This window comes from Pseudomonas khavaziana, from assembly GCF_019145205.1.
GTDB lineage: Bacteria > Pseudomonadota > Gammaproteobacteria > Pseudomonadales > Pseudomonadaceae > Aquipseudomonas > Aquipseudomonas khavaziana.
The window spans coordinates 89,710-114,626 of the sequence record NZ_JAHSTT010000010.1; the positions used below are offsets into that span (position 1 = coordinate 89,710).

Genomic DNA, 24,917 nt, shown 5'->3' on the forward strand with positions numbered 1-24,917 from the left:
TAGCGCACGCATTGAATCGGGACCGGATACATGTCACTTCGCTTTTTCACCAGCGCCTTCCTGGCACTGGTCGCCTGTACCGCCCAGGCACAAGGTCCCGTTGCGGCGATCTCTTATACTCGCGACATCCAGCCGATCTTCACCGAGAAGTGCGTCGCCTGCCATGCCTGCTACGACTCCGCCTGCCAGCTTAACCTGGGTAGTGCCGAGGGTGCGGCCCGTGGTGCGAGCAAGGTGCCGGTATACAACGGCGAGCGGAGCCGGGCGGCACCGACCACCCGCTTGTTCTACGACGCTTTCGGCCAGCAGGCCTGGCAGCAGAAGGGCTTCTATTCGGTACTCGATGCCCAGGGCAGCCAGGCCGCGCTGATGGCGCGCATGCTGGAGCTGGGGCACAACGCGCCGTTGCAGCCCAATGCCAAGCTGCCGGAAGGCATCGTGTTGGGTTTGAACCGCGAAAACATGTGCGCGACGCCCGGCGAGTTCAACGCTTATGCAGGCGCCCATCCCAAGGAAGGCATGCCGCTGGCCGTCACTGGCTTGTCCGACCAGCAATACCAGACTTTGCAACGCTGGCTGGCCTCCGGCGCACCGATTGACGAACAAGGTCTGGCACCCAGCGCCAAGGAGGCCCTGCAGGTGCAGCAGTGGGAAAACCTGTTCAACCAGCCCGGTGCCCGGCAAAGCCTGGTGGCGCGCTGGTTGTACGAGCATCTGTTCCTGGCCCATATCTACTTTGAGAACGGCGAGCCGGGGCATTTCTTCCAGTGGGTCCGTTCGCGTACGCCAAGCGGCCAGCCCATCGACCTGATCGCCACGCGCCGTCCCAATGATGACCCAGGTACCAAAGTCTATTACCGCTTGTGGCCGGTGCAGGGCGTGATCGTGCATAAAACCCACATCACTTACCCGTTCAGCCCGGCGAAAATGGCGCGGATCAAGGCGCTGTTCTATTCCGGTGACTGGCAAGCGAGCGCCTTGCCGGGCTACGGCCCCGGGCGCCGCGCCAATCCGTTCGAAACCTTCGAAGCCATCCCGGCCAAGGCTCGCTACCAGTTCATGCTGGATAACGCCGAATACTTCGTACGCACTTTTATCCGCGGGCCGGTATGCCGGGGGCAGATCGCCACGGATGTGATCCGCGATAACTTCTGGGCCCTGTTCCAGGACCCGGACCACGACCTCTACATCACCGATGCGCGCTACCGTGGGCAGACCACGCCGTTGCTGGCGATGCCGGGACAGAACGATGATGTCGGCAGCGTGCTGAGCCTGTGGCTGGCCTATCGCGACAAGCGCAACCAATACGAAGCCGTGCGCCGTGACAGCTATGCAGACGTGCCGCCACCGAGCTGGTCGAGCCTGTGGGCGGGCAATGACAATGCCTTGCTGACGATCTTCCGCCATTTCGACAGCGCCTCGGTCACTAAAGGCCTGATCGGCGAGGTGCCGCAGACGCTGTGGCTGTTCGATTACCCGCTGCTGGAGCGCACCTATTATCAGTTGGCGGTGAACTTCGACGTGTTTGGCAACGTGTCGCACCAGGCTCAGACGCGCCTGTACTTTGACTTGATCCGTAACGGAGCCGAGCAGAATTTCCTGCGCCTGATGCCGGCTGACACCCGCGAGGATTTCCTCGATGACTGGTACCAGAACAGCGGCAAGCTCAAGCTGTGGCTGGACTATGAAGCCATTGACGACGATAAGCCCACGGGCATGCATCTGGACGAAAAGGATCCCAAGCGCGACTTTGCCAACCAACTGCTGGCACGTTACGGCGCTTTGAACGCCAGCCCGGATCCGATCAACCGCTGCACGGGGGCCTATTGCTCGCGCACCGCTATCGACCCAGGCCTGCAGGATGCCGAACAGGCGCTTAGCCGCCTGACTTCACGGCCTGCGGCGGGGCTCAAGGTGATCGACCAGTTGCCCGAGGCCACGATGCTGCGCATCGAGACCACCAGCGGCCAGCGTGTGGTGTACAGCATGCTGCGTAACCGCGCCCACAGTAACGTGGCGTTCCTGCTGGGGGAGGCCTATCGCTACCAGCCGGGGTTGGACACGCTGACCATCTACCCTGGTGTGATGAGCAGTTATCCGAACTTCATGTTCAATATTCCGGCCCAGGAAGTGCCTGAGTTTGTCGCACGCATGCAGCAGGCCCAGGATGCCAAGGCGTTTGAGCAGATTGTCGACCGCTGGGGCGTGCGCCGCAGCCATCCGTTGTTCTGGCAGTATTTCCACGACTTGTCGCGATACATTCATGAAACCACGCCGGTGGAAGAGGGCGTATTGGACATGAACCGTTATGAGAACCTATAACGGTAGTCAGTGATCCAGTCATCGCCTTGAGCAGGTGCTGAAGCGGTCGGATGGTTGCCTTGCGGGATTGGAAAAGGTATTCCGATGATGTTGATTTCAGTGCAGGCGCTACGGGCGCTGGCGGCGTGGGTGGTGTTCGGGCACCACTTCACCCAAGTGTTTTTTGAATTCGAGGTGCATAACCCACTGGCTTATCTGTTTGCCGACAAGGGCGGCATCGGGGTGGACATATTCTTCGTCATCAGCGGCCTGGTGATTTTCCTCGCCACCGCAGATAAGGCGCTCACGCCGTGGCAATTCATGCTGATGCGCCTGGCGCGGATCGCTCCAGCGTATTGGTTCTATACGCTGCTCATGGCTGTGCTGGTCCTGACAGTGCCGTCGATGTTTCCCGATGCTGAGCTGGCGCTGGGCCATGTGCTGCTGTCGCTGCTGTTTATTCCTGCTGAGAACCCGGGAGGGTATGGGGTCTATCCGCTGCTGGATGCTGGCTGGACCCTGAACTTCGAGATGCTCTTCTACGTTCTGTTTGCCGTGGCCTTGCTGGTTGGCCGTTCATATCGGTTGTGGGTGGTGGCAGGTTTTTTGTACCTGGTGTGTTGTGTCCTCAGTCCCGCACTGGGCCTGGCCAGCGGTTTTTACAATGATGACATCGTGCTTGAGTTTTTGATGGGTATCGTAATCGGCATGCTGTACCACCGTGGCTTGTGTCGGGCCCGGGCTTGGCTGCCATTATCTGGGATCGCGGCGGCCCTGGCGGCGATTTATCACGGGGCAGATGTACCCCGTGCGCTTGAGTGGGGCGTGCCCAGCGCGATATTGGTTATCAGCTGTGTAACTCTGGAGCCCTACTTCCAAGGTTCGCGCATTTTGAAAATGCTCGGCGATTGCTCTTATTCGGTATACCTGATCCACGTGCTGGCGCTGGCCGCCGGGCGATGGATTGCTGAGCGAAACGCAATAGATCCCTACACAATCCTGCCGGTTTGCATCGTAGTGACGGCGCTGGGCGCATACGTCAGCTACCAATGGCTGGAGAGGGCAACCTATCGCCCGCTCAAGCGTTGGCTGGCTGTCGAGGATCAGGCAATTATTTCCCGACAAAAATACTAGGACTTTGTACCTCTGGAATGATTTGGCGTAAACTGCCGGCAAGCCTGTGAGGAGTTTCCATGACTGCCATAACCATTACCGACGCCGCCCATGATTACCTGGCTGACCTGCTGTCCAAGCAGAACACCCCGGGTATTGGTATCCGCGTCTTTATCACCCAGCCTGGCACCCAGTACGCGGAGACGTGCATCGCCTACTGCAAGCCGGGTGAAGAGAAACCTGAAGACACCGCCCTGGGGCTGAAAAGCTTCACCGCCTACATCGATGCCTTCAGCGAAGCCTTCCTCGATGACGCCGTGGTCGACTACGCCACCGATCGCATGGGCGGCCAGTTGACCATCAAGGCCCCCAACGCCAAGGTGCCGAACGTCAACGCTGATAGCCCGGTCAACGAGCGCATCAACTACTACCTGCAAACCGAGATCAACCCAGGGCTGGCCAGCCATGGCGGCCAGGTGAGCCTGATCGACGTAGTGGATGACGGCATCGCCGTATTGAAATTCGGCGGCGGCTGCCAGGGCTGCGGCCAGGCAGACGTGACCCTGCGCGAAGGCATCGAGCGCACTTTGCTTGAGCGCATTCCGGAGCTCAAGGGCGTACGTGACGTGACTGACCACACGCAGAAAGAAAATGCCTACTACTGAGTAAGGTGTTCACTGCGAAGAAAAAACGGCGCCCCGTGAGCGCCGTTTTTTTGTGCTTAAAATTCAGAGGCTTATGATATCTATCTAATAATAAAGATTAAGTTTCGGAGGGGGCTTGCCCGCGATAACCATGGGTATACACAACTGTGTAGCAGCCGGTAACCACGATGCACAGCGAGCCGCTCTTGATCTTGATCTGTTTTTGATCTTAGGCGCCCCGTTAAACCACGCTGGCCGGAATTCGACAGGGATTTGGGGGGTAAACCGGCAGGGATGCCGGTTTAGCCGCCCCGCGCCATGGATGGCGCGTGGCGGCGGCCCCCCAAATCCCTGTCGGATTACGGGCACACCGAGCCTGGGCGAGGTGCCGAGTGGTGGGGCGAAGCGTTTTTGGTTACTTTTGGCGCTCTTCCAAAAGTGACCCGCTGTAAGAGCGGAACCAATAGTGGCCGTTACCTGAATAATGGATATGTACTCGGTCTAAAACCAAGACCCCGGTCGGCTCTAAGGCCGCCATCGGGGGCAAGCCGTCTCCCACATTTTATTGGCATTTATTCATTTAAATCAGTGCGTTGATTTAATTTTATAAAGTAAAAAATCAAGGTCGGTACAGGTGCGCATGTCCCGCCCGATACAGTGAAGACTCACTGAAAGTGTCATTGGCCAGCACCCGGCCCACCACAATCAACGCCGTACGCCGGAACCCCTTGGCCGCGACCTTCTGGGCAATATCCGTCAAGGTGCCCACGGCCCAATCCTGATCCGGCCAGGTTGCACGGTGAACTACGGCAATCGGACAATCGGCGCCATAGTGAGGCAGCAGGTCGGCGACGATCTTCTCCAGGTGATTGACCCCCAGGTGAATCGCCATGGTCGTGCCGTGCCGGGCCAGGCTGTCGAAATTCTCGCCGGCAGGCATGCTGGTTTTATCCGCATAGCGGGTCAGGATCACGCTCTGGGCAATGTCCGGCAGGGTCAGCTCGGTTTCCAGCAGCGCCGCGCAAGCCGCTATCGCCGTGACCCCAGGGATGATCTGGAAGGGAATGCCCAGCTCACGCAGGTGACGGATCTGCTCGCCAATCGCCCCATACAGGCTTGGGTCGCCAGAGTGCACGCGTGCCACATCCTGGCCTTGTCCATGGGCGGTCTTGATCAAGTCGATGATCTGCTCCAAGTGCAGTTCGGCGCTGTTGACCACCTGATGCGCCTGATGGCCTTCCAGCACCGCCGCAGGCACCAGCGAGCCCGCGTAGATGATCACCGGGCAACTGCGGATCAGCCGCTGGCCCTTGACGGTGATCAGTTCCGGGTCGCCGGGGCCTGCGCCGATGAAGTAGACGGTCATGGAAGATTCCTGTTGAAAAACGGACGAGCATGAAGATTATTCATGATCGATAACGACAATTATCGGGATTTTAACCGGCGCAGGCTAATGCAAAGGTGGCCTGGGTGGTTTTCCGGCGGGTAATCAGCAGGCGGGCAGGGCTGCCCGAGAGGTGTTCGGCCAGGGCCAGGGCAGCGCTTTCGGCCACGCCATAACAGCCTGCATGGGCAAAGGCGACCGCTGACTTATGGCTCAAACGGTGTTCATAACCTGCCAGTTGTTCGGCATTGAAGCACTGCAGCGGTAGACCCAGCAGGTGAGCGAGGGCCAATAAACCGGGCTCATCCTGTTTGCGATCAAGGCTCGCCAGGGCGTTGATACGCTGGGGTTCGATACCGCCCTCGGCGAGGGCGGCGTCAAACAGGCCCAGCAGGGTTTGAACATCACAACCGCGCTGGCACCCCAGGCCGACCGCCAGGATCATGCCGGGTATCGATCGTCGCGGTGGCGGCGAAACAGCCAGGCACTGATCAAGCCCAGGGCCAGCCAGAACGCCACGTTGGTCAACTGCGAGGCAATCTTAAATTGCGTCTCGAGAGCCTCCGGGGCCAGCATCGAGTGCACCTGCGGCTGCGGTGCGCCGATCACGTGGGGCACGGCAAGTATCGCCACGCCCAGCACTTTCAACAGCCAGTTGCGGCCGAACACGATCAGCGCAATACCGGCGGCGGTGGAGGCAGCGGTGCCTATCCACCAGCTCTGGCGCAGCGTCAGGTCAGCCGCAGCCGTGCCCGGCAATTCCGGTGGCAGGCCCAGGGTGGGTGCCAGCACAAAGGTCGCGTAACCCGCCAGGCCCCAGAGCAAGCCCTGGACAGTGCGGGTCGGTGCGCGCAGGGTGTACAGGCCGGCAAGCATCAGTGCAAAACCGACGGCGACCACCAGGTTTCCACCGGTGGTCGACAGCACGCGCTGCCAGCCATCTTCCGGCTCCCAGGCCTCGGCGTCGTGGGGGTGCGCAGCGGCGCCGGCATGCTCATGGGTGACTTCGGTGGTTGCCGGCGGCTTTTCATAGGTCTCCGCCTGTAAAATCAACGGTGCGACCCACAAGCTTTGCAGCAGGGTCAGCAGCAGGGCGGCCAATAAGCCGGTGAACCCTGCGGTCTGGGCAATACGCTTGATCATATCGGCAGGTCTCAGTGGCACGGGAACGCGGCGCTGTGGCGAGTATCGTGGGCCGCGTTATGCACTGCCTCGATATGGGAGAAACCGGCGAAATACACCAGGCATGCGCCAAGGATCGACGCACCGATTGCGGCGCTCAGGCGTTGGCTCAAGGTGGCAGTGCTGCTGGCGGAGTGCGAGGTGCTGGTGGTGATCGACATGGCGCGTCCCTATCAGGTGTCAGAGGTGAAACGAGCGCATGCAAACCACGCGAGCCAGGCACGCAGGGTTCTGAACAGCGCCCGCCCACCGCGGGTTTGTTATCTGATTTTTTCGGGCCGGTCTCCGGGCTTGCGAGGGGCGGCTCTTGGAAGAGTTCCACCTGATAAGCGTCTCCTTCCCATGCACGGCACAGTGGATTTGACGCTTCGCTCGCTTACCGTTGCGGGGGCAGCACCGGACTTGCCATAGGTTTATGGCGCACCGGTTTCCCGTTTCACCCTATGAAGGGCACCCGAAACAAGATGTGTAGGAGAGCATGCGACGAGCGCTTACGTCAAATGGCGGAATGCGCTCCAGAGCGGCGAGAGAGGTGGCCCTGTGCGTGCCCAGAATCTTTATTCACTTGTCGTTAGCTAATGCAGGAGAACATGAACATTTCAACTGTTTCAAAAGGCAGAAAGGTTGTTCTTTCTGTTGCCGAAATATAAAAATATATTTTGTGGGTGTGAGTAGGTTATTTGGAGGTTTACTTAATTTCCAATAGGTTGTTGAGGCGATATGTTCAGTGAACCAATGTCCTGTTCTTGTTTTGGTTATTTAAAGTGATGCAGAATTTGAATCGTTGAGCAATCTGCTCGGGAACGCTTTTCGTGTTTCTTCCTACTGATGCTCGTGGTTGTGGTTTTGTCTCCCTCAAGTAGTCAAAATTAATGGTGCCTATTGTGCAGATAACCAACAGCGTGCAACGTTCCTATAACCCTCCCGTAGAAACTCAACAAAACAGCTCTTCCGATCCCACATTGCGTACATTCGACCCGCATTTGAGGCCAATACCGGGTCTTGATAAGCCGGTTTTTACCGTGGACCAGATCGCTCAGCACCTCACTCGGAACGACCGGAAATGGAATGACAGCAATGGTGATGGCGTCACGCAAGTCTCCTATACATTCGATACCCAGGGACAAGGGGAGACCGCGTTCAATGCCACCCAGAAAAGCCAGGCCAGACTGTCCATGCAGTCCTGGGCCGATGTGGCGAACGTGTCTTTCGAAGAGCATACTGACCGTGGGGAAGGGCACCTGGCTTTTTCCAACAGTGAGGAGCCCCGGGTTGCATTCGCCCAATTGCCAGGTGGAGACGGTAAAGTCCTCATCAATCCACGTTTTGGCACGAATGCTGCGCCTGCACTTAACAATCACGGCCGATATACGCTTACCCATGAAACAGGGCATGGGCTGGGCCTTTTGCATCCTGCGGACTATGACAATAGCGGCGATTCCACCTACCCCAGTTACTATCGCGACGCCGTCTATGCCCAGGACACGCGTGGCCATACTGTCATGAGCTACTTCGATGCCAACTTAAGTGGTCAGAATCTTAAGGGAAGGTACTCTGCTGCACCATTGGTGGGTGATATTGCTGCTGCCCAGCGGGTATATGGTGCCAACTATAGAACACGTAATTCAGACACCACCTACGGTTTTAACTCCAATTCGGGTCGAGACTATTATCAACTCGATCATCCCAGGAATACGGCATTATTCTGCGTGTGGGACGGTGGAGGTAACGACACGTTGGATTTTTCCAAATATCGCCAAAACCAGACCGTCAACCTCAACGCTGAATCCTATTCCGATGTTGGAGGGTTACGGGGGAATGTTTCTATTGCCAAAGGCGTTACGGTTGAAAACGCAATCGGCGGTTCTGGTCATGATGTGATCATCGGGAACGATGCGGACAATGTGCTCAAGGGGTCAGCGGGCGCCGATTGGCTGAGGGGGGCAGGGGGGGGCGGATACCTTTGCTTATGACGACGCCAGCGATTCCACGTTGGAAAATCCTGACCTGATCATGGACTTTGAGAGTGGCACCGACAAAATCGACATTTCGGTCTTGTTGAAAAACGCCGGTATTGGCACGTTGACGTTTGTAAGGCGGCTATCGGGTGAACCCGGTCAAGCTGTGCTGGGTTACAACCGCCACACCAATCAGTCGAGGTTGGCTATTGATCTGACGGGCAACGGCCGTTTTGACTTTTTTCTCAAAAGCCACGGTCCGATAAATACACCCGACATCATTAGTAATGTTCCGGTTAAGTGGGTCTATTCCTAAAAAAGAAGCAGCATGCCAGTGGGTAGGGAGTAGCCGCTTCAACACGCCGGCAGCTGCCTGTGTGGTTTCGGCGTTTCTCGATGTCGGATGAGTGATCAACATTGACCCGTTCTCCCGCACTGCGTAGCCTTGCTCGCTCGAGGTTCTTCGGCCCAGGCCGAAGCTAAGAAGGGAACGCGGTTCAAGCCGCGGCTGCCCCCGCAACTGTGAAGGGTCCAGTTGACTGCCATGCCACTGCCGAGACGGCGGGAAGGCGCATTCAGCGTTGGTCGCAAGACCTGTACGCCCCAAGCCAGGAGACCTGCCTCGTCACTGATTTTCCAATTCAACCGGGCGGGGTGATCCGGTGACGAAATCCGCTGCTGCGCGCCGCCGCAGGGCCTGTCGTCCCGTATGCCCGCCCCAAAGGGCATCCGATGAAAACACTGGCCAAACTCCCCGTCACCATCGTTACCGGCTTCCTTGGCTCGGGCAAGACCACCTTGTTGCGTCATATGCTCGACAACGCCCAGGGCCGTCGTATTGCGGTGATCGTCAACGAATTCGGCGAGCTGGGCATTGACGGTGAAATCCTCAAGCAGTGCTCCATCGGTTGTACCGAAGAAGAAGCCAACGGCCGCGTCTACGAGCTGGCCAACGGTTGCCTGTGCTGCACCGTGCAGGAAGAGTTCTTCCCGGTGATGCGCGAACTGGTGGCCCGTCGCGGCGACCTTGACCATATCCTCATCGAAACCTCGGGCCTGGCCCTGCCAAAGCCGCTGGTGCAAGCCTTCCAGTGGCCGGAGATCCGCAGCGCCTGCACTGTCGACGCGGTGATCACCGTGGTCGACAGCCCGGCCGTGGCCGCCGGCACCTTCGCCGCGTTTCCGGATCAAGTCGACGCCCAACGCAAACTCGACCCGAACCTGGACCACGAGTCGCCGTTGCATGAACTGTTCGCCGACCAACTGGCCAGTGCCGACCTGGTGATCCTCAACAAAGCCGACCTGATCAGCCCCGAAGACCTAGCCCGCGTGCGCCTGGAAGTTGCTGAAGAGCTGCCGCCGGCGGTGAAGGTCATCGAAGCCAGCAGCGGTCGCCTGCCATTGGACGTGCTGATTGGCGTGGGCGCAGGCTCCGAGGAGCATATCGACGCTCGCCACAGCCATCATGATCATCACCACGACGGTGAGGACGACCATGATCACGATGCCTTCGACTCCATTTCCATCGACCTGCCTCAAGCCGACGAAGCGCTGTTGCTCGACGCGCTGGCCCAATTGGTGGTGCAGCACGGCATCCTGCGTGTCAAAGGCTTTGCCGCGATCCCGAACAAGCCGATGCGCCTGCTGATCCAGGGCGTGGGCACGCGCTTCGACAAGCACTTCGACCGTGCCTGGGGGGCCGATGAAGCTCGTACCACGCGCCTGGTGCTGATCGGCCAGGAACTGGATGCCGCCGGCCTTGAAGCGCAATTGCGCGCTGCCCTCAGCGTTTAACCATGCACCTGCTCAGGACCCAACCCGGTGGTTTCGTCGCGGACGACAATATTGCCGACCTTGGCCAAACCCCTGCTGAACTGGTGATCCTGTGCAGCGGCGACTCCAGCCTGGCGCTGCTCGCCGAAGCGGCCCAGCAGTTGCCCGAGGATTACCCCAGCCTGCGCCTGGCCAACCCGATGCAGGTGCAAAACCATGCCTCCGTCGACCTCTACGTCGATGAGGTGTTGCGCCATGCCAAGGTGATTCTGATTTCCTTGCATGGCGGCATTGGTTACTGGCGCTACGGCATAGAGCGCCTGGTGGAACTGGCCGAGCGCGGCGTCACGCTGATTCTGGTGCCGGGGGATGACCGCCCCGACCCGGAGCTCAGCGGCCTGAGTACCGTTGATGCCGAACAGCGCGAGCGCCTGTGGCATTTCCTGCGCCAGGGTGGCCTGGGTAACGCGCTGGATTTTTATCATTGCCTGGCCAGCGCCCATCTGGGCCGCGACTATAGCTGGGCCGAGCCGCAAACCTTGCCGCGTACGGCGATCTATCACCCTGGTAAAGCCAATGCCCGGCTCAATGACTGGCAGGTGGATTGGCGCGCTGACCTCCCCGTGGCCGCCGTGCTGTTCTATCGCTCCCACTTGCAGGCGGCCAATACCGGTTTTATCGATGTGTTCTGCCAGCGCTTGCAGGCCGCGGGCCTCAACCCGTTGCCCATCGCGGTGGCCAGCTTGAAAGAGCCCGGGTGCCTTACGGTGGTCGAGGATCTGCTGGACGACGTGCAAGCCGCCGTGATCCTCAACACCACCGGCTTTGCCCAGTCCAGCCCCGAAGCCCCGCACCTGCGCCCATTTCGTCGCAATATCCCGGTGATCCAGGCGATCTGCGCCCAGGACAACCAACCCGGCTGGCAAGCCAGCGAACAGGGGCTCGGCCCCCGCGACCTGGCGATGCATATTGCCTTGCCGGAGCTGGATGGGCGCATCATCAGCCGGCCGATCAGCTTCAAGGACCTGGCCTGGCGCAGCGAGCGCAGCCAGTCGGACGTGGTGTGCTATCGCGCAGCCCCTGAGCGCATGGACTTTGTCGCTGAATTGGCGCGGCGCTGGGTCGACTTGGCCCGGGTGCCCAATGCCGATAAGCGTATTGCCCTGATCCTTGCCAACTACCCGACCCGAGATGGGCGTATTGGTAATGGCGTGGGCCTGGACACCCCGGCGGCGGCGCTGAATATCCTGCGTGCCTTGCAATCTGAAGGCTACCCGGTGGCAGAGGTGCTTCCCGATAGCGGCACCGCATTGATCCATGCGCTGCTCGGTGGTGTCACCAACGACCTCGACAGCCTCGACCTGCGCCCGTGCCACCAAAGCCTTGGCCTGGAGGATTATCAGGCGATGTTCGATCGCTTGCCGGCGTCCAATCGTCAGGCTGTGCTGGAACGTTGGGGCACGGCGCAAAACGATCCCATGTTTCGCGACGGCCGCATGATGATCGCCGGCTTGCGCCTGGGCCTGACCTTCGTCGGCATCCAGCCGGCCCGGGGTTACCAGGTGGACGCCAGTGCCGTGTACCACGACCCGGACCTGGTGCCGCCCCATGGCTATCTGGCGTTCTATTTCTGGTTGCGCCACACCTACGGCGCCCATGGCGTGATCCATGTGGGCAAGCACGGCAACCTGGAATGGCTGCCGGGCAAAGGCGTAGGCCTGTCGGAAAACTGCTGGCCGGATGCGTTGCTCGGGCCGCTGCCGAATATCTATCCGTTTATTGTCAACGACCCAGGTGAGGGCGCCCAGGCCAAGCGGCGTACCCAGGCGGTGATCATCGACCACCTGATGCCACCGCTGACCCGCGCCGAAACCTATGGCCCGTTGCGTAACCTGGAGCTGTTGGCCGACGAGTACTACGAGGCGCAATTACTCGACCCGCGCCGCGCCCTTGAATTGCAAAAAGACATTCTCAAGCTGGTGCGCGAAACCCGCATCGACCAGGAGCTGGCGCTGGACAGCGAGACTGACGCCGACATCTGGCTGCCGCGCCTGGACACCTACCTGTGTGACTTGAAGGAATCGCAGATCCGCGACGGTCTGCATGTTTTTGGCGAATCACCCGAGGGCCGCTTGCGCATCGACACCTTGCTGGCCTTGCTGCGCATTCCCCGTGGCGATGGCCGTGGCCCGCAATCGAGCCTGCTGCGGGTACTGGCCAAGGCATTCGATCTGGGCTTTGATCCGCTCGATTGCGCCTTGTCCGAGCCCTGGACGGGGCGACGTCCGCCAGTGTTGCAGAAGATCGACGGGCAGTTATGGCGCACCGCCGGCGATACCCGCGAACGCCTGGAGCTGTACGCAGCGCGCCTGATCGAGCAGGCGCTGGAAGGTCCTCTCGAGCAGTTGGAAGAGCCCGGCTGGCAGGACGTGAAGTCGGTGATAGAAAGCCTGCGTATCGTGGTCGCGCCACGCCTGGACGCCTGTGGCCCAGCGGAAATGCGCGGCTTGCTGGATGCCCTGGGCGGGCGGTTTGTACCGGCAGGGCCCAGCGGTGCGCCCAGTCGCGGACGCCTGGATGTATTGCCGACGGGGCGTAACTTCTTCACCGTGGATGTACGCAACCTGCCGACCACCACGGCCTGGCGCATCGGTTTTCAGTCGGCCAACCTGATGCTTGAGCGACATCTGCAAGATCACGGCGACCACCTGCGCCAGCTTGGCTTGTCGGTGTGGGGCACCGCCACCATGCGTACGGGGGGCGACGATATCGCCCAGGCCATGGCGCTGATGGGCGTGCGCCCGGTATGGGCTACCGGCAGCCAGCGGGTGGACGATTTTGAAATACTGCCGATCAGCCTGCTGGACCGCCCGCGTGTCGACGTGACCCTGCGTGTGTCGGGGTTCTTCCGCGATGCCTTCGCCAACCTGATCCGCCTGTTCGATGCCGCGGTGCAGGCAGTAGCGGCCCTCGATGAACCGGATGACATGAACCCCCTGGCCGCCAAGGTGCGCAGCGAGCGCCAGGCGCTGCTGGAGTCGGGCCTGGATGCAGAGGCCGCGGCGAAGCAGGCCGGCTGGCGCATCTTCGGCGCCAAGCCCGGTGCCTATGGCGCAGGTGTGCAGGGCGCGATTGACGGGCGCCTGTGGCAGAGCCGTGAAGACTTGGCCGAGATCTACCTGAACTGGGGTGGTTATGCCTACGGTGGGTCCGACGAGGGCACCGCCGCCCGCGAGCAATTTGCCCAGCGCTTGAGCCAGGTGCAGGCGGTATTGCAGAACCAGGACAATCGCGAGCATGACCTGCTCGACTCCAATGACTACTACCAATTCCAGGGCGGCATGCTTGCCGCCGTGGAAACCCTGAGCGGTGACAAGGCCGCCAGCTATCATGGTGACCATAGCCAGCCGGACCTGCCCAAAATCCGTACCTTGAAGGAAGAGCTGAACCGGGTTATCCGCGCCCGCGCCGCCAACCCCAAGTGGATCGAAGGCGTAAAGCGCCATGGCTATAAAGGCGCGTTCGAGATGGCCGCGACCGTGGACAACCTGTTCGCTTTCGACGCCACCACCGCGCTGATCGACGATCATCAATACGCGCTGCTGGCCGATGCCTACCTGCTCGACCCTGACACCCGCGCCTTTGTGCAGCAACACAACCCCGACGCCCTGCGGGACATGACCGAGCGTATGCTCGAAGCCCAGCAGCGGGGCATGTGGCAGGAGCCGGGGGCGTATCGCGAGGCGCTGGAAAACCTGTTGCTGGATATAGAAGAAGACAGCCGATGACTGAGACTCCCCATTTCCCGCTGTCCGCCGTGGTTGGCGCCGACGAGCTGAAACTGGCGCTGTGCCTGACTGCCATCGACCCGAGGATCGGCGGCGTGTTGATCGAAGGGCCGCGAGGCATGGCCAAGTCGACCCTGGCCCGTGGCCTGGCCGACCTGCTGGCCAGCGGGCAGTTTGTCACCTTGCCTTTGGGCGCGACCGAGGAGCGGCTGGTCGGCACCTTGGACCTGGATGCAGCACTGGGCGAAGGCCGTGCGCAGTTTTCCCCCGGCGTGTTGGCCAAGGCGGATGGCGGCGTGCTGTATGTGGATGAGGTCAACCTGTTGGCAGACCACTTGGTGGACCTGCTGCTCGACGTGGCTGCCAGCGGTACCAACCTGATCGAACGTGACGGTATTTCCCATCGCCATTCGGCACGTTTTGTACTGATCGGCACCATGAACCCGGAGGAGGGCGAGTTGCGCCCGCAGCTGCTCGACCGCTTCGGCTTCAATGTGGCGTTGAGCGGGCAGACCTTGCCAGCCGAGCGCGGGCAGATCATCCGTCGTCGTCTGGATTTCGACACCGATCCAACCGCGTTCTGCGCGCAGTGGGCTGAACCCCAGGCCGCCTTGCGCGAGCGCTGCACCCAGGCGCGGGCACGGCTCGACAGCATCCCGTTGGATGACCAGGCATTGGCCCGGATCACCGAACGCTGCTTTGCTGAAGGCGTCGATGGCCTGCGCGCTGACCTGGTCTGGCTGCGTGGCGCCCGCGCCCATGCCGCGTGGCGTGGCGCGTCAGCCATCACCGAGGAAGATATCGACGCAGTGGCCGAGTTTGCCTTGCGCCATCGTCGTCAGTCGCAAACGCCACCGGCCGCGCCGCCGAATGAAGGGCAGTCGCCGAAGCCGTCTGAGACCTCCCCTGGCCAGGGCCAATGGGGTGATATGCCCGCACCGGCCATGCCCACCGGCGCACGCCGCGATGTGCCGGCCTGGCCAAAAAAGCCCTAGGCATTCGCCCCCGACCTGACGCGGGGGCGGATGCCCGGCCCCAGGCGGGCAGACTGGACAACGGCAGGCAAGGCAAGGCGCGCAGCGCACAGCAGGGCACGATCAATTGGCCGGGCACCTTGCTCGGCGGCCGGCCGCAATGCCGTGCAGATTTGCTGTTCCACTTGCGTAGCCGTTCGGCCGCTGAACTGTGGTTGGTAATTGTCGACGCCTCGGCCTCGACCCGGCGCCATCGCGCGTTGACCGATGCCAAGGGCTTGTTGGCCCAGCTGTTTGACGATGCTTACCGGCAACGGGCGCGCATGGCGTTGCTGACGGCGAGCGGCGCATCGCCGAAGTGGCAGGTGCAAGGCTTGAAGGCTGCCAAAGGCCTGGCGGGTTGGCTGGAACAACTCGGTGCCGGCGGCGGCACGCCATTGCTGGCGGCGCTGGCCGAGGCCGGGGAGTGGCTCGCGGCGCGGCGCAAGCGCTATCCGGTGGAGCAACAGAAGTTGCTGGTGGTGACCGATGGGCGGCTCAAGGCGATTGACGCGTTGCCACGATTGGACTGCCCGGGAGTGCTGGTCGATATTGAGCGTGGGCCGATCAGGTTGGGGCGGGCTGAAGCGCTGGCGATGGGGTTGCAGTTGGAGTATCGGCATATCGATGGTTTGTAGCGCCTGCGCAATCGCCATCGGGAGCAAGCCCCCTCCCACAGGGGGAATGCGGTGTGCTCAAAATGTGGGAGGGGGCTTGCCCCCGATGAGGCCTTCAAATACACCACAGCTTTATCAGCCCGCCCCCGGCACATTCGGCCAAAGATCGGCCACCAGGAACAACCGTTCCGCTTCCTCCCACTCCTCACCGTTCTGCACCATCCGCACCAGCAACTGCGCCGGGGCCATCGGGTCCAGGTCCGCCAGCCAGCCTTGCATCTGTTCTTCACTCCATACTTCACCCGCCGGGTAATGCGCCGGTGCCAGCCAGGCATGGCGGGGCAGGGGTTGCCAGCGGCCGGCCGGGGTGGTGCTGACAAAGTCCCGCCAGTCGCGTTGATGCAACCAGCGCCCACGCAAATGCTGGGGGTGAGCGCCAAGGGGAGATTGCGCCGCGCCGGGCCAGGGGTAGAGCAGATAACCGCCCAGCCACAAATGCGCATCGAACCGTTGGATATCCAGCGCCGCCAAGGCCTCGCGGCTCTCGGCCCGTGCCGAGATCGGCAGTTGGTGCTGGGCCAGATGAGCGAGCTTGCGGTCCAGTCGGTCATGACAGCCCGGGCCGAGCCACTGCGCGGTATCCTGGCCTTCGCCGTCCTGGGGGCCCAGGTAGAGCTTGATCGCCAGCTCCAGGTGGTGCACGCCATCGCGGTCGCGCAGCAGCATGTCCAGCTCGCCCAGGGTATGCCCGGCGCGGCGGATCGGCAGGTTGGCGGCCAGCAACTCCACGCCCGGTGCATGCTGCACCGCGAACTGCCACAAGCGTTCGTAGTAGAGGCCCAGGCGCCGCGTGCGTGACAGGCTCAGCCACAGCTGTAAGGCACTGCTGTCGCTGTCCAGTTGACGCAGCCAGGCTTCGAGCAAGTGGGGCGCCTGCACCCAGTCACTGCCGGCCAACGGATGGCGCTGCGGCCATGGCGTCTGCGCCAGCATCGGCGGGGCGAGTATCACCCACGCCAGGTCGCGCACCTCGGGGTGGCGCAATTGACGGGGCAGGGCGTGCAAGTCAGGGAACACTGTCATGGTCCGAGCATAGCCTTTTCAGACGTGCGCAAGGTGCCTGAGAACCATTGTCATCAAGGCTCTGCGGCGACAAAGGATTTTGCCTGAGACGGCCTTTCGCCCATAATCGTTCTTTTTGGCCGCACCCCACACCCCGCAGGAGCCCCATGGAGCAATTTCGCAATATCGGCATTATCGGTCGCCTGGGCAGTACCCAGGTGTTGGACACCGTCCGCCGACTGAAGAAGTTTCTGCTCGAGCGCCACCTGCATGTGATCCTCGAAGACACCATCGCTGAAATCCTCCCGGGCCACGGCCTGCAAACCTCGTCGCGCAAGATGCTCGGCGAAGTCTGCGACATGGTCATTGTGGTCGGCGGCGATGGCAGCCTGCTCGGCGCCGCGCGTGCGCTGGCGCGGCATAACGTGCCGGTGCTGGGGATCAACCGCGGCAGCCTGGGGTTTCTGACCGATATCCGCCCCGATGAGTTGGAAGTCGAAGTGGCCAAGGTGCTCGACGGCCATTACCTGGTGGAAAACCGCTTCCTGCTGCAAGCCGAAGTGCGCCGCCACGGCGAGGCCATTGGCCAGGGCGATGCCCTTAACGATGTGGTGCTGCACCCGGGCAAGTCCACGCGGATGATCGAGTTCGAGTTGTACATCGACGGCCAGTTCGTGTGCAGCCAGAAGGCCGACGGCCTGATCGTCGCCACCCCCACCGGCTCGACCGCCTACGCGCTGTCGGCAGGTGGCCCGATCATGCATCCCAAGCTCGATGCCATTGTGATCGTGCCGATGTACCCCCATATGTTGTCCAGCAGACCGATTGTGGTCGATGGCAACAGTGAGCTGAAAATCGTGGTGTCCAAAGACATGCAGATTTACCCGCAAGTCTCCTGCGACGGGCAGAACCATTTCACCTGCGCCCCCGGTGACACCATCACCGTGAGCAAGAAGGCACAGAAGTTGCGCTTGATCCACCCGCTGGATCACAACTACTACGAAGTGTGCCGTACCAAGCTGGGCTGGGGCAGCCGCTTGGGGGGTGGAGGCGACTGATGCTCGATCCCGCGCGTAGCTACGACCTGATTGGTGACGTGCACGGTTGCGCTCATACCCTTGAGCACTTGCTCGACCAATTGGGTTACCACAAGCAGGGTGGCACCTGGCGCCATCCTTCACGCATGGCGGTGTTCCTCGGCGATATCATCGACCGTGGCCCGCGCATCCGCGAGGCGCTGCATATCGTCCACGATATGACCGAGGCCGGCCAGGCGCTGTGCATCATGGGCAACCATGAGTTCAATGCGCTGGGCTGGACCACTCCGGCTCCACCTGGCAGCGGCAAGCAGTTCGTGCGCGAGCACAACCCACGGCATGCGCGCTTGATCCAAGAGACCCTGACCCAATTCGAACACCATCCGGCCGACTGGCACGACTTCCTCGGCTGGTTCTACGACATGCCGCTGTTTGTCGATGCCGGGCGCTTTCGCGTGGTGCACGCATGCTGGGACGACGGCTTTATCCAGCCGCTGCGTGCGACCTTCCCGGATGGCTGTATCGAACAGCACTTCCTGCAGGCCGCCGCCGTACCGGGCAGTTTCGCCTGTAACGCTTTCGATCGGCTGCTGCGCGGTACCGATATGCGCCTGCCCGACGGCTTGACCCTGACCGGTGGCGATGGCCTGACGCGCTCGTTCTTTCGCACCAAGTTCTGGGAAGACGACCCCAAGACCTACGGCGACATCGTGTTCCAGCCCGACGCTTTGCCAGAGCCGGTGGCGCGCACGCCGTTGTCTTCCCAGCAAAAGAATTCGTTGCTGCGCTACGGCGTCGATGAACCGCTATTGTTCGTCGGCCATTACTGGCGCAGCGGCAAACCGGCGCCGATCCGCCCGAACCTGGCCTGCCTGGACTACAGCGCGGTGCTGTACGGCAAGCTGGTGGCGTATCGACTGGACCAGGAAACCCAGCTGGATCCGCGTAAATTCGTATGGGTCGACGTTGAGCGACCAGAGGCCATTCCATGAGTACCGTAGCTGTATTGCGCCTGCCCCTGAGCGTCGACCTGGGTGGTTTCGTCAAGTTGCTGCAACGCATGCAAGTGCCCCATCGCGTCAGTGAAGAAGCGGGCGAGCAAGTGTTGTGGGTGCCCGAAACCATCAGCGATGACGTGCGCGTGTTGTATCAGCGCTTCCCCGCCGGTGACCCGGACCAGCAGTTGGATATTCCCGAACAGGCACCGATTGCTCGGCCAGGTTTTGTCCAGCAAGTACGCCATAGCCCGGTCACCGCGCTGGTACTGCTGGCCAGCCTTATCGTTGGCGCCCTGACCCTGCTCGGCGAAAACCTGCAAGCCATGGCCTGGCTGACCTTCCTGCCGTTCCGGGTGCTGGGCGAGTACATCCAGTTCACGCCGCTTGCCGACACGCTGGCTTCGGGGCAGTGGTGGCGATTGGTCACGCCGATGCTGATTCACTTCGGCATCCTGCACCTGGCCATGAACGGCATGTGGTACTGGGAGCTGGGCCGGCGCATTGAAGCGCGCCAGGGCAGTATCAACCTGCTGGGCCTGACCCTGCTGTTCAGCCTGGTCTCCAACTACGCTCAATATGCCTATGGCGGGCCCGGCCTGTTTGGCGGTTTGTCCGGCGTGCTGTATGGCCTGCTCGGGCATTGCTGGATCTTTCAATTATTGTCACCCAACCCCGCCTATCGCCTGCCCCGTGGGGTGCTGGTGATGATGCTGGTGTGGCTGCTGCTCTGCCTGTCGGGGCTGGTCTCGATGATCGGCTTCGGCGAAATCGCCAACGCGGCCCATGTGGGCGGCTTGGTCATCGGTTGCCTGACGGGTTTGCTCGGTGGCTTGTACAACCGCCGCAAAGCGTCTATTTGATAAGGAAGAGCCTTATGTCCTCTTTTGCTGCAATGATCGAAAACATCACTCCGGACATCTACGAGAGCCTCAAGCTCGCCGTGGAAATCGGCAAATGGTCTGACGGCCGCAAGCTCACCGCCGAGCAGCGCGAGCTGTCCCTGCAGGCGGTGATCGCCTGGGAAATCCAGAACCTGCCCGAAGAGCAGCGCACCGGCTACATGGGCCCGCAGGAATGCGCCTCCAAGTCGGCGCCGGTGCCGAATATCCTGTTCAAGTCGGATGCGATCCATTGATTGAGATTGGTCGCGGTGCAGTCAGCAAAATGTCGGCGCAACTCGGTGAGCCGACCGTTCAATACGCCTTTCGCCTGGGTGATGTCGAGGTACCGGTCAACCCCTTGATCGGCACCCACGTGCGCCTGGAGTATCTCGGCGCCATTCATTGCAGCCACTGCGGGCGCAAGACCAAGACCAGCTTCAGCCAGGGCTATTGCTACCCGTGCATGACCAAGCTGGCTCAGTGCGACCTGTGCATCATGAGCCCCGAGCGCTGTCATTATGATGCCGGCACCTGCCGTGATCCGGGCTGGGGCGAAACGTTCTGCATGACCGACCACGTGGTCTACCTGGCCAATTCGTCGGGGATCAAGGTCGGCATTACTCGCGCTACTCAATTGCCCACCCGCTGGCTGGACCAGGGTGCCAGCCAGGCGCTGCCGATCATGCGGGTCGCCACGCGCCAGCAGTCCGGCTTCGTCGAAGACTTGTTCCGCAGCCAGGTGGCCGACAAGACCAACTGGCGCGCCTTGCTCAAGGGCGACGCGCAATCGGTGGACCTCAAGCAGGTGCGCGATGAGCTGTTCGCCTCCTGCGCCGAAGGCTTGCTGGGTTTGCAGGAACGCTTTGGCCTGCAAGCCATCCAAACCATTGCCGACATCGAGCCGATTGAAATCCGCTACCCGGTCGCGCAGTATCCGACCAAGATCGTCAGCTTCAACCTGGACAAGAATCCGATTGCCGAAGGCACGCTGCTGGGGATCAAGGGCCAATACCTGATCTTCGACACCGGCGTTATCAATATTCGTAAATACACGGCCTACCAGCTCGCCGTGCATCAGTAGAAGGATCCCAAGCATGCGCACCGAACAACCGAAGATGATCTACCTTAAGGACTATCAGGCGCCGGACTACCTGATCGACGAAACGCACCTGACCTTCGAGTTGTTCGAGGACCACAGCCTGGTCCACGCGCAGCTGGTGATGCGCCGCAACCCCGAGCGCGGCGCCGGTTTGCCGCCATTGGTACTCGACGGCCAGCAACTTGAGCTGTTGAGCGTGAATCTGGCTGATCAGGAACTGACGGACGCTGACTACCAGCTGACAGACAGCCACCTGACCGTGCAGCCCAAGAGTGCAACCTTCACCCTCGACACCACCGTCAAGATCCACCCGGAAACCAATACTGCGCTGGAAGGGCTGTACAAATCCGGCAGCATGTTCTGCACCCAGTGCGAAGCCGAAGGCTTCCGCAAGATCACTTACTACCTCGACCGTCCGGACGTGATGAGCGTCTTCACTACCACAGTGATCGCCGAGCAGCACAGCTACCCGGTGTTGCTGTCCAACGGCAACCCGATTGCCAGCGGCCCTGGCGAAGACGGCCGGCATTGGGCGACCTGGGAAGACCCGTTCAAGAAACCGGCCTACCTTTTTGCGCTGGTGGCCGGTGACCTGTGGTGCGTGGAAGACAGCTTCACCACCATGACCAACCGTGATGTAGCGCTGCGCGTCTACGTCGAACCGGAAAACATCGACAAATGCCAGCACGCCATGACCAGCCTGAAAAAATCCATGCGCTGGGACGAAGAAACCTACGGCCGCGAGTACGACCTCGACATCTTCATGATCGTGGCGGTCAACGACTTCAACATGGGCGCCATGGAGAACAAGGGTCTCAATATCTTCAACTCCAGCGCCGTGCTGGCTCGCGCCGAAACCGCCACCGACGCCGCTCACCAGCGGGTTGAGGCCATCGTCGCCCACGAGTACTTCCACAACTGGTCGGGCAACCGCGTGACCTGCCGCGACTGGTTCCAGCTGTCGCTCAAGGAAGGCTTCACCGTGTTCCGTGACTCGGGCTTCTCCGCCGACATGAACTCGGCCACGGTCAAGCGTATCCAGGATGTGGCCTACCTGCGTACCCACCAGTTCGCCGAAGACGCCGGGCCCATGGCCCACGCGGTGCGCCCGGAAAGCTTTATCGAGATTTCCAACTTCTACACCCTGACCGTGTACGAAAAGGGCTCTGAAGTAGTCGGCATGCTCCACACGTTGCTCGGCGCCGACGGTTTCCGCAAAGGCAGTGACCTGTACTTCGAACGCCATGACGGTCAGGCCGTGACTTGCGATGACTTCATCAAGGCCATGGAAGATGCCAATGGTGCCGACCTCAGCCAGTTCAAACGCTGGTACAGTCAGGCCGGTACACCACGTCTGGCGGTCAGTGAGTCGTATGACGCTGCGGCCAGGACCTATAGCCTGACTTTCTGCCAGAGCTGCCCGGCTACTCCGGACAAGGTTGAGAAGCTGCCGTTCGTGATTCCGGTGGCACTCGGCTTGCTGGACGGGCAGGGTGCGGGTATCGCCTTGCGCCTGGCCGATGAAGCGACGGCTGGCGGCACGTCCCGGGTGATCTCGGTGACTGAAGCCGAGCAGACCTTCACCTTCGTCGACATAGCCGAAAAACCCTTGCCTTCGCTGCTGCGTGGCTTCTCGGCGCCGGTGAAACTGAGCTTCCCTTACGACCGCGACCAACTGATGTTCCTGATGCAGCACGACAGCGACGGCTTCAACCGTTGGGATGCCGGCCAGCAACTGTCGGTGCAAGTGTTGCAGGAGCTGATCGGCCAACATCAGGCGGGCCAGCCGCTGAAGCTTGACCAACGCTTGATCGATGCCCTGCGCACGGTGCTGAGCGACGAAACCCTCGACCAGGCAATGGTTGCGGAAATGCTCTCGCTGCCGAGCGAAGCCTACCTGGCGGAAATCAGTGAGGTGGCGGATGTGGATGCCATTCACGCCGCCCGTGAGTATGCCCGCAAGCAATTGGCCGACAACCTGTTCGAAGGCCTGTGGCTGCGTTACCAGGCCAACCGCGACCTGTCCAGGCAGACGCCGTACGTGGCGGAGGCCGAGCACTTTGCCCGTCGTGCCTTGCAGAACATCGCGTTGTCCTACCTGATGCTCAGCGGCAAGCCCGAAGTGCTGGCGGCCACCCTGGATCAGTTTGACACCAGTGACAACATGACCGAGCGCCTGACCGCCCTGGCGGTACTGGTGAACTCGCCGTTCGAGGCGGAAAAAGCCCAGGCCCTGGCGGTGTTTGCCGAGAACTTCAAGGACAACCCGTTGGTGATGGACCAGTGGTTCAGCGTCCAGGCCGGCAGCACCTTGCCGGGCGGGCTGGCGCGGGTCAAGGCGTTGATGGAGCACCCGGCATTCACCATCAAGAACCCGAACAAGGTGCGTGCGCTGATCGGTGCATTTGCCGGGCAGAACCTGATCAACTTCCATGCGGCGGACGGTTCGGGTTATCGCTTCCTGGCGGACCTGGTGATCCAGCTCAACACCCTGAACCCGCAGATTGCCTCCCGCCAACTGGGGCCTCTGACGCGCTGGCGCAAATACGACAGCGCGCGGCAGGCGCTGATGAAAGCGGAGTTGGAGCGCATTCTCGCGTCCGGTGAGCTGTCCAGCGATGTGTTCGAGGTGGTCAGCAAGAGCCTGGCGTAAGTTGGGGGCAGGGTGGCTGCCGGCGGTTATTGAGCGGGTGATCTTCAATCCAAGGGGGCTTGGTTCCGCTGGGGCCTTACAGCCGACCGTTATCTAACCAGCGCCCTGATCCAATGTGGGAGGGGCGGTGCGACGATTCGACTTGCCCCCGATGGCGGCCTGACAGCCGACCAGCATGTTGGATTAGGCCGAGTGCATATCCATTGCTGCGGTAACGGCCACTTAAGGTTCCGCTTTTACAGCGGGTCACTTTGGAAAAGAGCCCCAAAGTAACCAAAGGGCTCTTGCCCCACCACTCGGCACCTCGCTTAGGCTCGGTGTGCCCGTAATCCGACAGGGATTTGGGGCCGCCGCCACGCGCAGCTCATGGCGGGCGTAAACCATCCTGCCGGTTTGCCCCCCAAATCCCTGTCGAATTCCGGCCAGCGTGGTTTGACGGGGCGCCTGAGATCAAAAGCAGATCAAGAGCGGCTCGCTGCGCATCGTGGTTACCGTCGGCTGCTACGAAGTTGTGTAGATATCTATGCTCAGCGGGGGCAAGCCCTTTCCCACATTCATGGCATTTCTGACGGAGTTCGAGATCTTGAAAGCGGTCGGCTCGAAGGTCAATATCGAGCCCGTACTACTGACATTTGCTGACAGGAGCCTCTGCTAAGCTGCTGCACCTCTATCCCCAGTTCTGGTGACATCAACGTGTCGCGCACCACTCGTCTATTAACGTTGCTCCAGGCCCTGCGGGGTAGAAAACGCCCGGTCACCGCCGCCATTCTCGCGGCGCAACTGGAAGTCTCGGAACGCACGCTGTACCGCGATATCGCTGAATTGACCGCCCTGGGCGCGCCGATTTTTGGCGAGGCCGGGGTCGGCTATGTATTGCGCAGCGGCCTATTTCTGCCGCCCCTGATGCTCAACGCCGAAGAGACCGAAGCGGTCGTGCTGGGCTTGCGTTATGTAGACCAGCGCGGCGATGACGTATTGAGTCGCGCCGCCGCCAACGCCCTGGCGAAGATCGGCGATGTGTTGGACCCTGCGGCTCAAGAGGCGTTGCGTAACCCGACGCTGCTCCCTGGACCTCCCGGCTTCGGTTACCCGGAAAACCGCGTCCCGCTCAACGTGTTCCGCGATGCTATTGGCCATCAGGCCAAGCTGCATATCAACTACGCCGACGCCAGCCAGACCCAGAGCCAACGCCTGATCTGGCCGCTGGCCCTGGGCTTTCTCAACGAAGCGCGGGTGATCGTGGCGTGGTGCGAGTTGCGCGGTGCCTATCGCACCTTTCGCACCGACCGTGTGGCCAGCGCCGATGCACAGGGTGAGCGTTACCCCGGAAGGCGCAGCGACCTGTTGCGAGGCTGGCGCAAGCTGATGGAGCAGCAAGAGTCCGCGCCGTTTACTCCTGACAAAAACTGACACA

21 protein-coding genes and 2 riboswitches are annotated in these 24,917 nt (G+C 61.2%); of the genes, 16 read left to right on the top strand and 5 right to left on the bottom strand.

From position 1 onward, the window contains the following. The first annotated feature begins 30 nt into the window (after positions 1-30). The 3 genes from KVH01_RS22000 to nfuA all read left to right on the top strand — a co-directional run bounded on the left by KVH01_RS22000 (position 31) and on the right by nfuA (position 4,079). The gene (locus KVH01_RS22000) at positions 31-2,322 is read left to right on the top strand and encodes a fatty acid cis/trans isomerase (RefSeq protein ID WP_217882890.1); all 2,292 of its coding nucleotides are present in this window, start codon (positions 31-33) and stop codon (positions 2,320-2,322) included. Between the two features lie 87 nt (positions 2,323-2,409). Next, positions 2,410-3,435 carry an acyltransferase family protein gene (locus KVH01_RS22005; RefSeq protein WP_217882956.1) on the top strand — a complete coding sequence of 342 codons (1,026 nt, stop codon included), beginning with the start codon at positions 2,410-2,412 and terminating at the stop codon, positions 3,433-3,435. A 59-nt stretch (positions 3,436-3,494) separates the two neighbouring features. Beyond that, complete coding sequence (nfuA, locus tag KVH01_RS22010; protein ID WP_003190728.1) at positions 3,495-4,079, top strand: Fe-S biogenesis protein NfuA; 585 nt, start codon at positions 3,495-3,497, stop codon at positions 4,077-4,079. A gap of 598 nt (positions 4,080-4,677) precedes the next feature. Here nfuA and cobM read toward each other — a convergent pair. The 4 genes from cobM to KVH01_RS22030 all read right to left on the bottom strand — a co-directional run bounded on the left by cobM (position 4,678) and on the right by KVH01_RS22030 (position 6,785). Continuing rightward, a complete protein-coding gene (cobM, locus tag KVH01_RS22015; protein ID WP_217882891.1) occupies positions 4,678-5,424 on the bottom strand; it encodes a precorrin-4 C(11)-methyltransferase in 747 nt (248 codons plus the stop codon). A gap of 70 nt (positions 5,425-5,494) precedes the next feature. Next, complete coding sequence (locus KVH01_RS22020; RefSeq protein ID WP_217882892.1) at positions 5,495-5,887, bottom strand: cobalamin biosynthesis protein; 393 nt, start codon at positions 5,885-5,887, stop codon at positions 5,495-5,497. After that, on the bottom strand, positions 5,884-6,585 hold the full coding sequence (locus KVH01_RS22025; RefSeq protein ID WP_217882893.1) for a CbtA family protein: 702 nt from the start codon (positions 6,583-6,585) through the stop codon (positions 5,884-5,886). Before KVH01_RS22025 ends, KVH01_RS22020 begins: the two co-directional genes overlap by 4 nt. Before the next feature lie 11 nt (positions 6,586-6,596). Further along, the gene (locus KVH01_RS22030) at positions 6,597-6,785 is read right to left on the bottom strand and encodes a CbtB domain-containing protein (protein WP_124400468.1); all 189 of its coding nucleotides are present in this window, start codon (positions 6,783-6,785) and stop codon (positions 6,597-6,599) included. Between the two features lie 98 nt (positions 6,786-6,883). Further along, a riboswitch (cobalamin riboswitch) is annotated at positions 6,884-7,097 on the bottom strand. 411 nt (positions 7,098-7,508) lie between these two features. Between KVH01_RS22030 and KVH01_RS30480 the strand changes: the two genes are divergently transcribed. The 6 genes from KVH01_RS30480 (at position 7,509) to KVH01_RS22060 (ending at position 15,794) form a co-directional block, all read left to right on the top strand. Continuing rightward, a complete protein-coding gene (locus KVH01_RS30480) occupies positions 7,509-8,597 on the top strand; it encodes a M10 family metallopeptidase (protein ID WP_217882894.1) in 1,089 nt (362 codons plus the stop codon). Positions 8,598-8,616: 19 nt separating this feature from the next. Beyond that, complete coding sequence (locus KVH01_RS30340; RefSeq protein ID WP_217882895.1) at positions 8,617-8,898, top strand: M10 family metallopeptidase C-terminal domain-containing protein; 282 nt, start codon at positions 8,617-8,619, stop codon at positions 8,896-8,898. A gap of 123 nt (positions 8,899-9,021) precedes the next feature. Beyond that, a riboswitch (cobalamin riboswitch) is annotated at positions 9,022-9,221 on the top strand. A gap of 93 nt (positions 9,222-9,314) precedes the next feature. Next, positions 9,315-10,376 (top strand): cobalamin biosynthesis protein CobW, encoded by a 1,062-nt coding sequence (gene cobW / locus KVH01_RS22045; protein WP_225924316.1) that lies wholly within the window; start codon positions 9,315-9,317, stop codon positions 10,374-10,376. 2 nt (positions 10,377-10,378) lie between these two features. Next, positions 10,379-14,143: a cobaltochelatase subunit CobN gene (gene cobN / locus KVH01_RS22050; protein WP_217882896.1), complete on the top strand. Its 3,765-nt coding sequence runs from the start codon at positions 10,379-10,381 to the stop codon at positions 14,141-14,143. Beyond that, the gene (locus tag KVH01_RS22055) at positions 14,140-15,138 is read left to right on the top strand and encodes an ATP-binding protein (protein WP_217882897.1); all 999 of its coding nucleotides are present in this window, start codon (positions 14,140-14,142) and stop codon (positions 15,136-15,138) included. Before cobN ends, KVH01_RS22055 begins: the two co-directional genes overlap by 4 nt. 53 nt (positions 15,139-15,191) lie before the next feature. Beyond that, entirely contained in the window at positions 15,192-15,794 is a 603-nt protein-coding gene (locus KVH01_RS22060; protein ID WP_217882958.1) for a vWA domain-containing protein, read from the top strand. A gap of 114 nt (positions 15,795-15,908) precedes the next feature. Here the strand turns inward: KVH01_RS22060 and KVH01_RS22065 are convergent, their stop codons facing one another. Further along, on the bottom strand, positions 15,909-16,856 hold the full coding sequence (locus tag KVH01_RS22065) for a DUF1853 family protein (protein WP_217882898.1): 948 nt from the start codon (positions 16,854-16,856) through the stop codon (positions 15,909-15,911). 146 nt (positions 16,857-17,002) lie between these two features. On the opposite strand from KVH01_RS22065, the gene KVH01_RS22070 reads away from it, so the two are divergent. The 7 genes from KVH01_RS22070 (at position 17,003) to KVH01_RS22100 (ending at position 24,913) form a co-directional block, all read left to right on the top strand. Next, positions 17,003-17,893: an NAD(+) kinase gene (locus tag KVH01_RS22070; RefSeq protein WP_003217892.1), complete on the top strand. Its 891-nt coding sequence runs from the start codon at positions 17,003-17,005 to the stop codon at positions 17,891-17,893. Continuing rightward, on the top strand, positions 17,890-18,864 hold the full coding sequence (locus KVH01_RS22075) for a metallophosphoesterase (protein WP_217882959.1): 975 nt from the start codon (positions 17,890-17,892) through the stop codon (positions 18,862-18,864). Before KVH01_RS22070 ends, KVH01_RS22075 begins: the two co-directional genes overlap by 4 nt. After that, a complete protein-coding gene (locus KVH01_RS22080; protein WP_217882899.1) occupies positions 18,861-19,730 on the top strand; it encodes a rhomboid family intramembrane serine protease in 870 nt (289 codons plus the stop codon). Before KVH01_RS22075 ends, KVH01_RS22080 begins: the two co-directional genes overlap by 4 nt. 14 nt (positions 19,731-19,744) lie before the next feature. After that, positions 19,745-20,005: a YeaC family protein gene (locus KVH01_RS22085; RefSeq protein ID WP_043051201.1), complete on the top strand. Its 261-nt coding sequence runs from the start codon at positions 19,745-19,747 to the stop codon at positions 20,003-20,005. After that, on the top strand, positions 20,002-20,832 hold the full coding sequence (locus KVH01_RS22090) for a DUF2797 domain-containing protein (protein WP_217882900.1): 831 nt from the start codon (positions 20,002-20,004) through the stop codon (positions 20,830-20,832). Before KVH01_RS22085 ends, KVH01_RS22090 begins: the two co-directional genes overlap by 4 nt. 13 nt (positions 20,833-20,845) lie before the next feature. Next, positions 20,846-23,503: an aminopeptidase N gene (gene pepN / locus KVH01_RS22095; RefSeq protein ID WP_217882901.1), complete on the top strand. Its 2,658-nt coding sequence runs from the start codon at positions 20,846-20,848 to the stop codon at positions 23,501-23,503. Positions 23,504-24,196: 693 nt separating this feature from the next. After that, the gene (locus KVH01_RS22100; RefSeq protein ID WP_217882902.1) at positions 24,197-24,913 is read left to right on the top strand and encodes a helix-turn-helix transcriptional regulator; all 717 of its coding nucleotides are present in this window, start codon (positions 24,197-24,199) and stop codon (positions 24,911-24,913) included. The last annotated feature ends 4 nt before the right edge of the window (positions 24,914-24,917 follow it).

Bases quoted from the DNA above. Each gene is read 5' to 3' on its own strand.
- KVH01_RS22000 (WP_217882890.1), top strand. From the start codon at position 31: ATGTCACTTCGCTTTTTCACCAGCGCCTTCCTGGCACTGGTCGCCTGT.
- KVH01_RS22005 (WP_217882956.1), top strand. From the start codon at position 2,410: ATGTTGATTTCAGTGCAGGCGCTACGGGCGCTGGCGGCGTGGGTGGTG.
- nfuA (WP_003190728.1), top strand. From the start codon at position 3,495: ATGACTGCCATAACCATTACCGACGCCGCCCATGATTACCTGGCTGAC.
- cobM (WP_217882891.1), bottom strand. From the start codon at position 5,424: ATGACCGTCTACTTCATCGGCGCAGGCCCCGGCGACCCGGAACTGATC.
- KVH01_RS22020 (WP_217882892.1), bottom strand. From the start codon at position 5,887: ATGATCCTGGCGGTCGGCCTGGGGTGCCAGCGCGGTTGTGATGTTCAA.
- KVH01_RS22025 (WP_217882893.1), bottom strand. From the start codon at position 6,585: ATGATCAAGCGTATTGCCCAGACCGCAGGGTTCACCGGCTTATTGGCC.
- KVH01_RS22030 (WP_124400468.1), bottom strand. From the start codon at position 6,785: ATGTCGATCACCACCAGCACCTCGCACTCCGCCAGCAGCACTGCCACC.
- cobW (WP_225924316.1), top strand. From the start codon at position 9,315: ATGAAAACACTGGCCAAACTCCCCGTCACCATCGTTACCGGCTTCCTT.
- cobN (WP_217882896.1), top strand. From the start codon at position 10,379: ATGCACCTGCTCAGGACCCAACCCGGTGGTTTCGTCGCGGACGACAAT.
- KVH01_RS22055 (WP_217882897.1), top strand. From the start codon at position 14,140: ATGACTGAGACTCCCCATTTCCCGCTGTCCGCCGTGGTTGGCGCCGAC.
- KVH01_RS22065 (WP_217882898.1), bottom strand. From the start codon at position 16,856: ATGACAGTGTTCCCTGACTTGCACGCCCTGCCCCGTCAATTGCGCCAC.
- KVH01_RS22070 (WP_003217892.1), top strand. From the start codon at position 17,003: ATGGAGCAATTTCGCAATATCGGCATTATCGGTCGCCTGGGCAGTACC.
- KVH01_RS22080 (WP_217882899.1), top strand. From the start codon at position 18,861: ATGAGTACCGTAGCTGTATTGCGCCTGCCCCTGAGCGTCGACCTGGGT.
- KVH01_RS22085 (WP_043051201.1), top strand. From the start codon at position 19,745: ATGTCCTCTTTTGCTGCAATGATCGAAAACATCACTCCGGACATCTAC.
- pepN (WP_217882901.1), top strand. From the start codon at position 20,846: ATGCGCACCGAACAACCGAAGATGATCTACCTTAAGGACTATCAGGCG.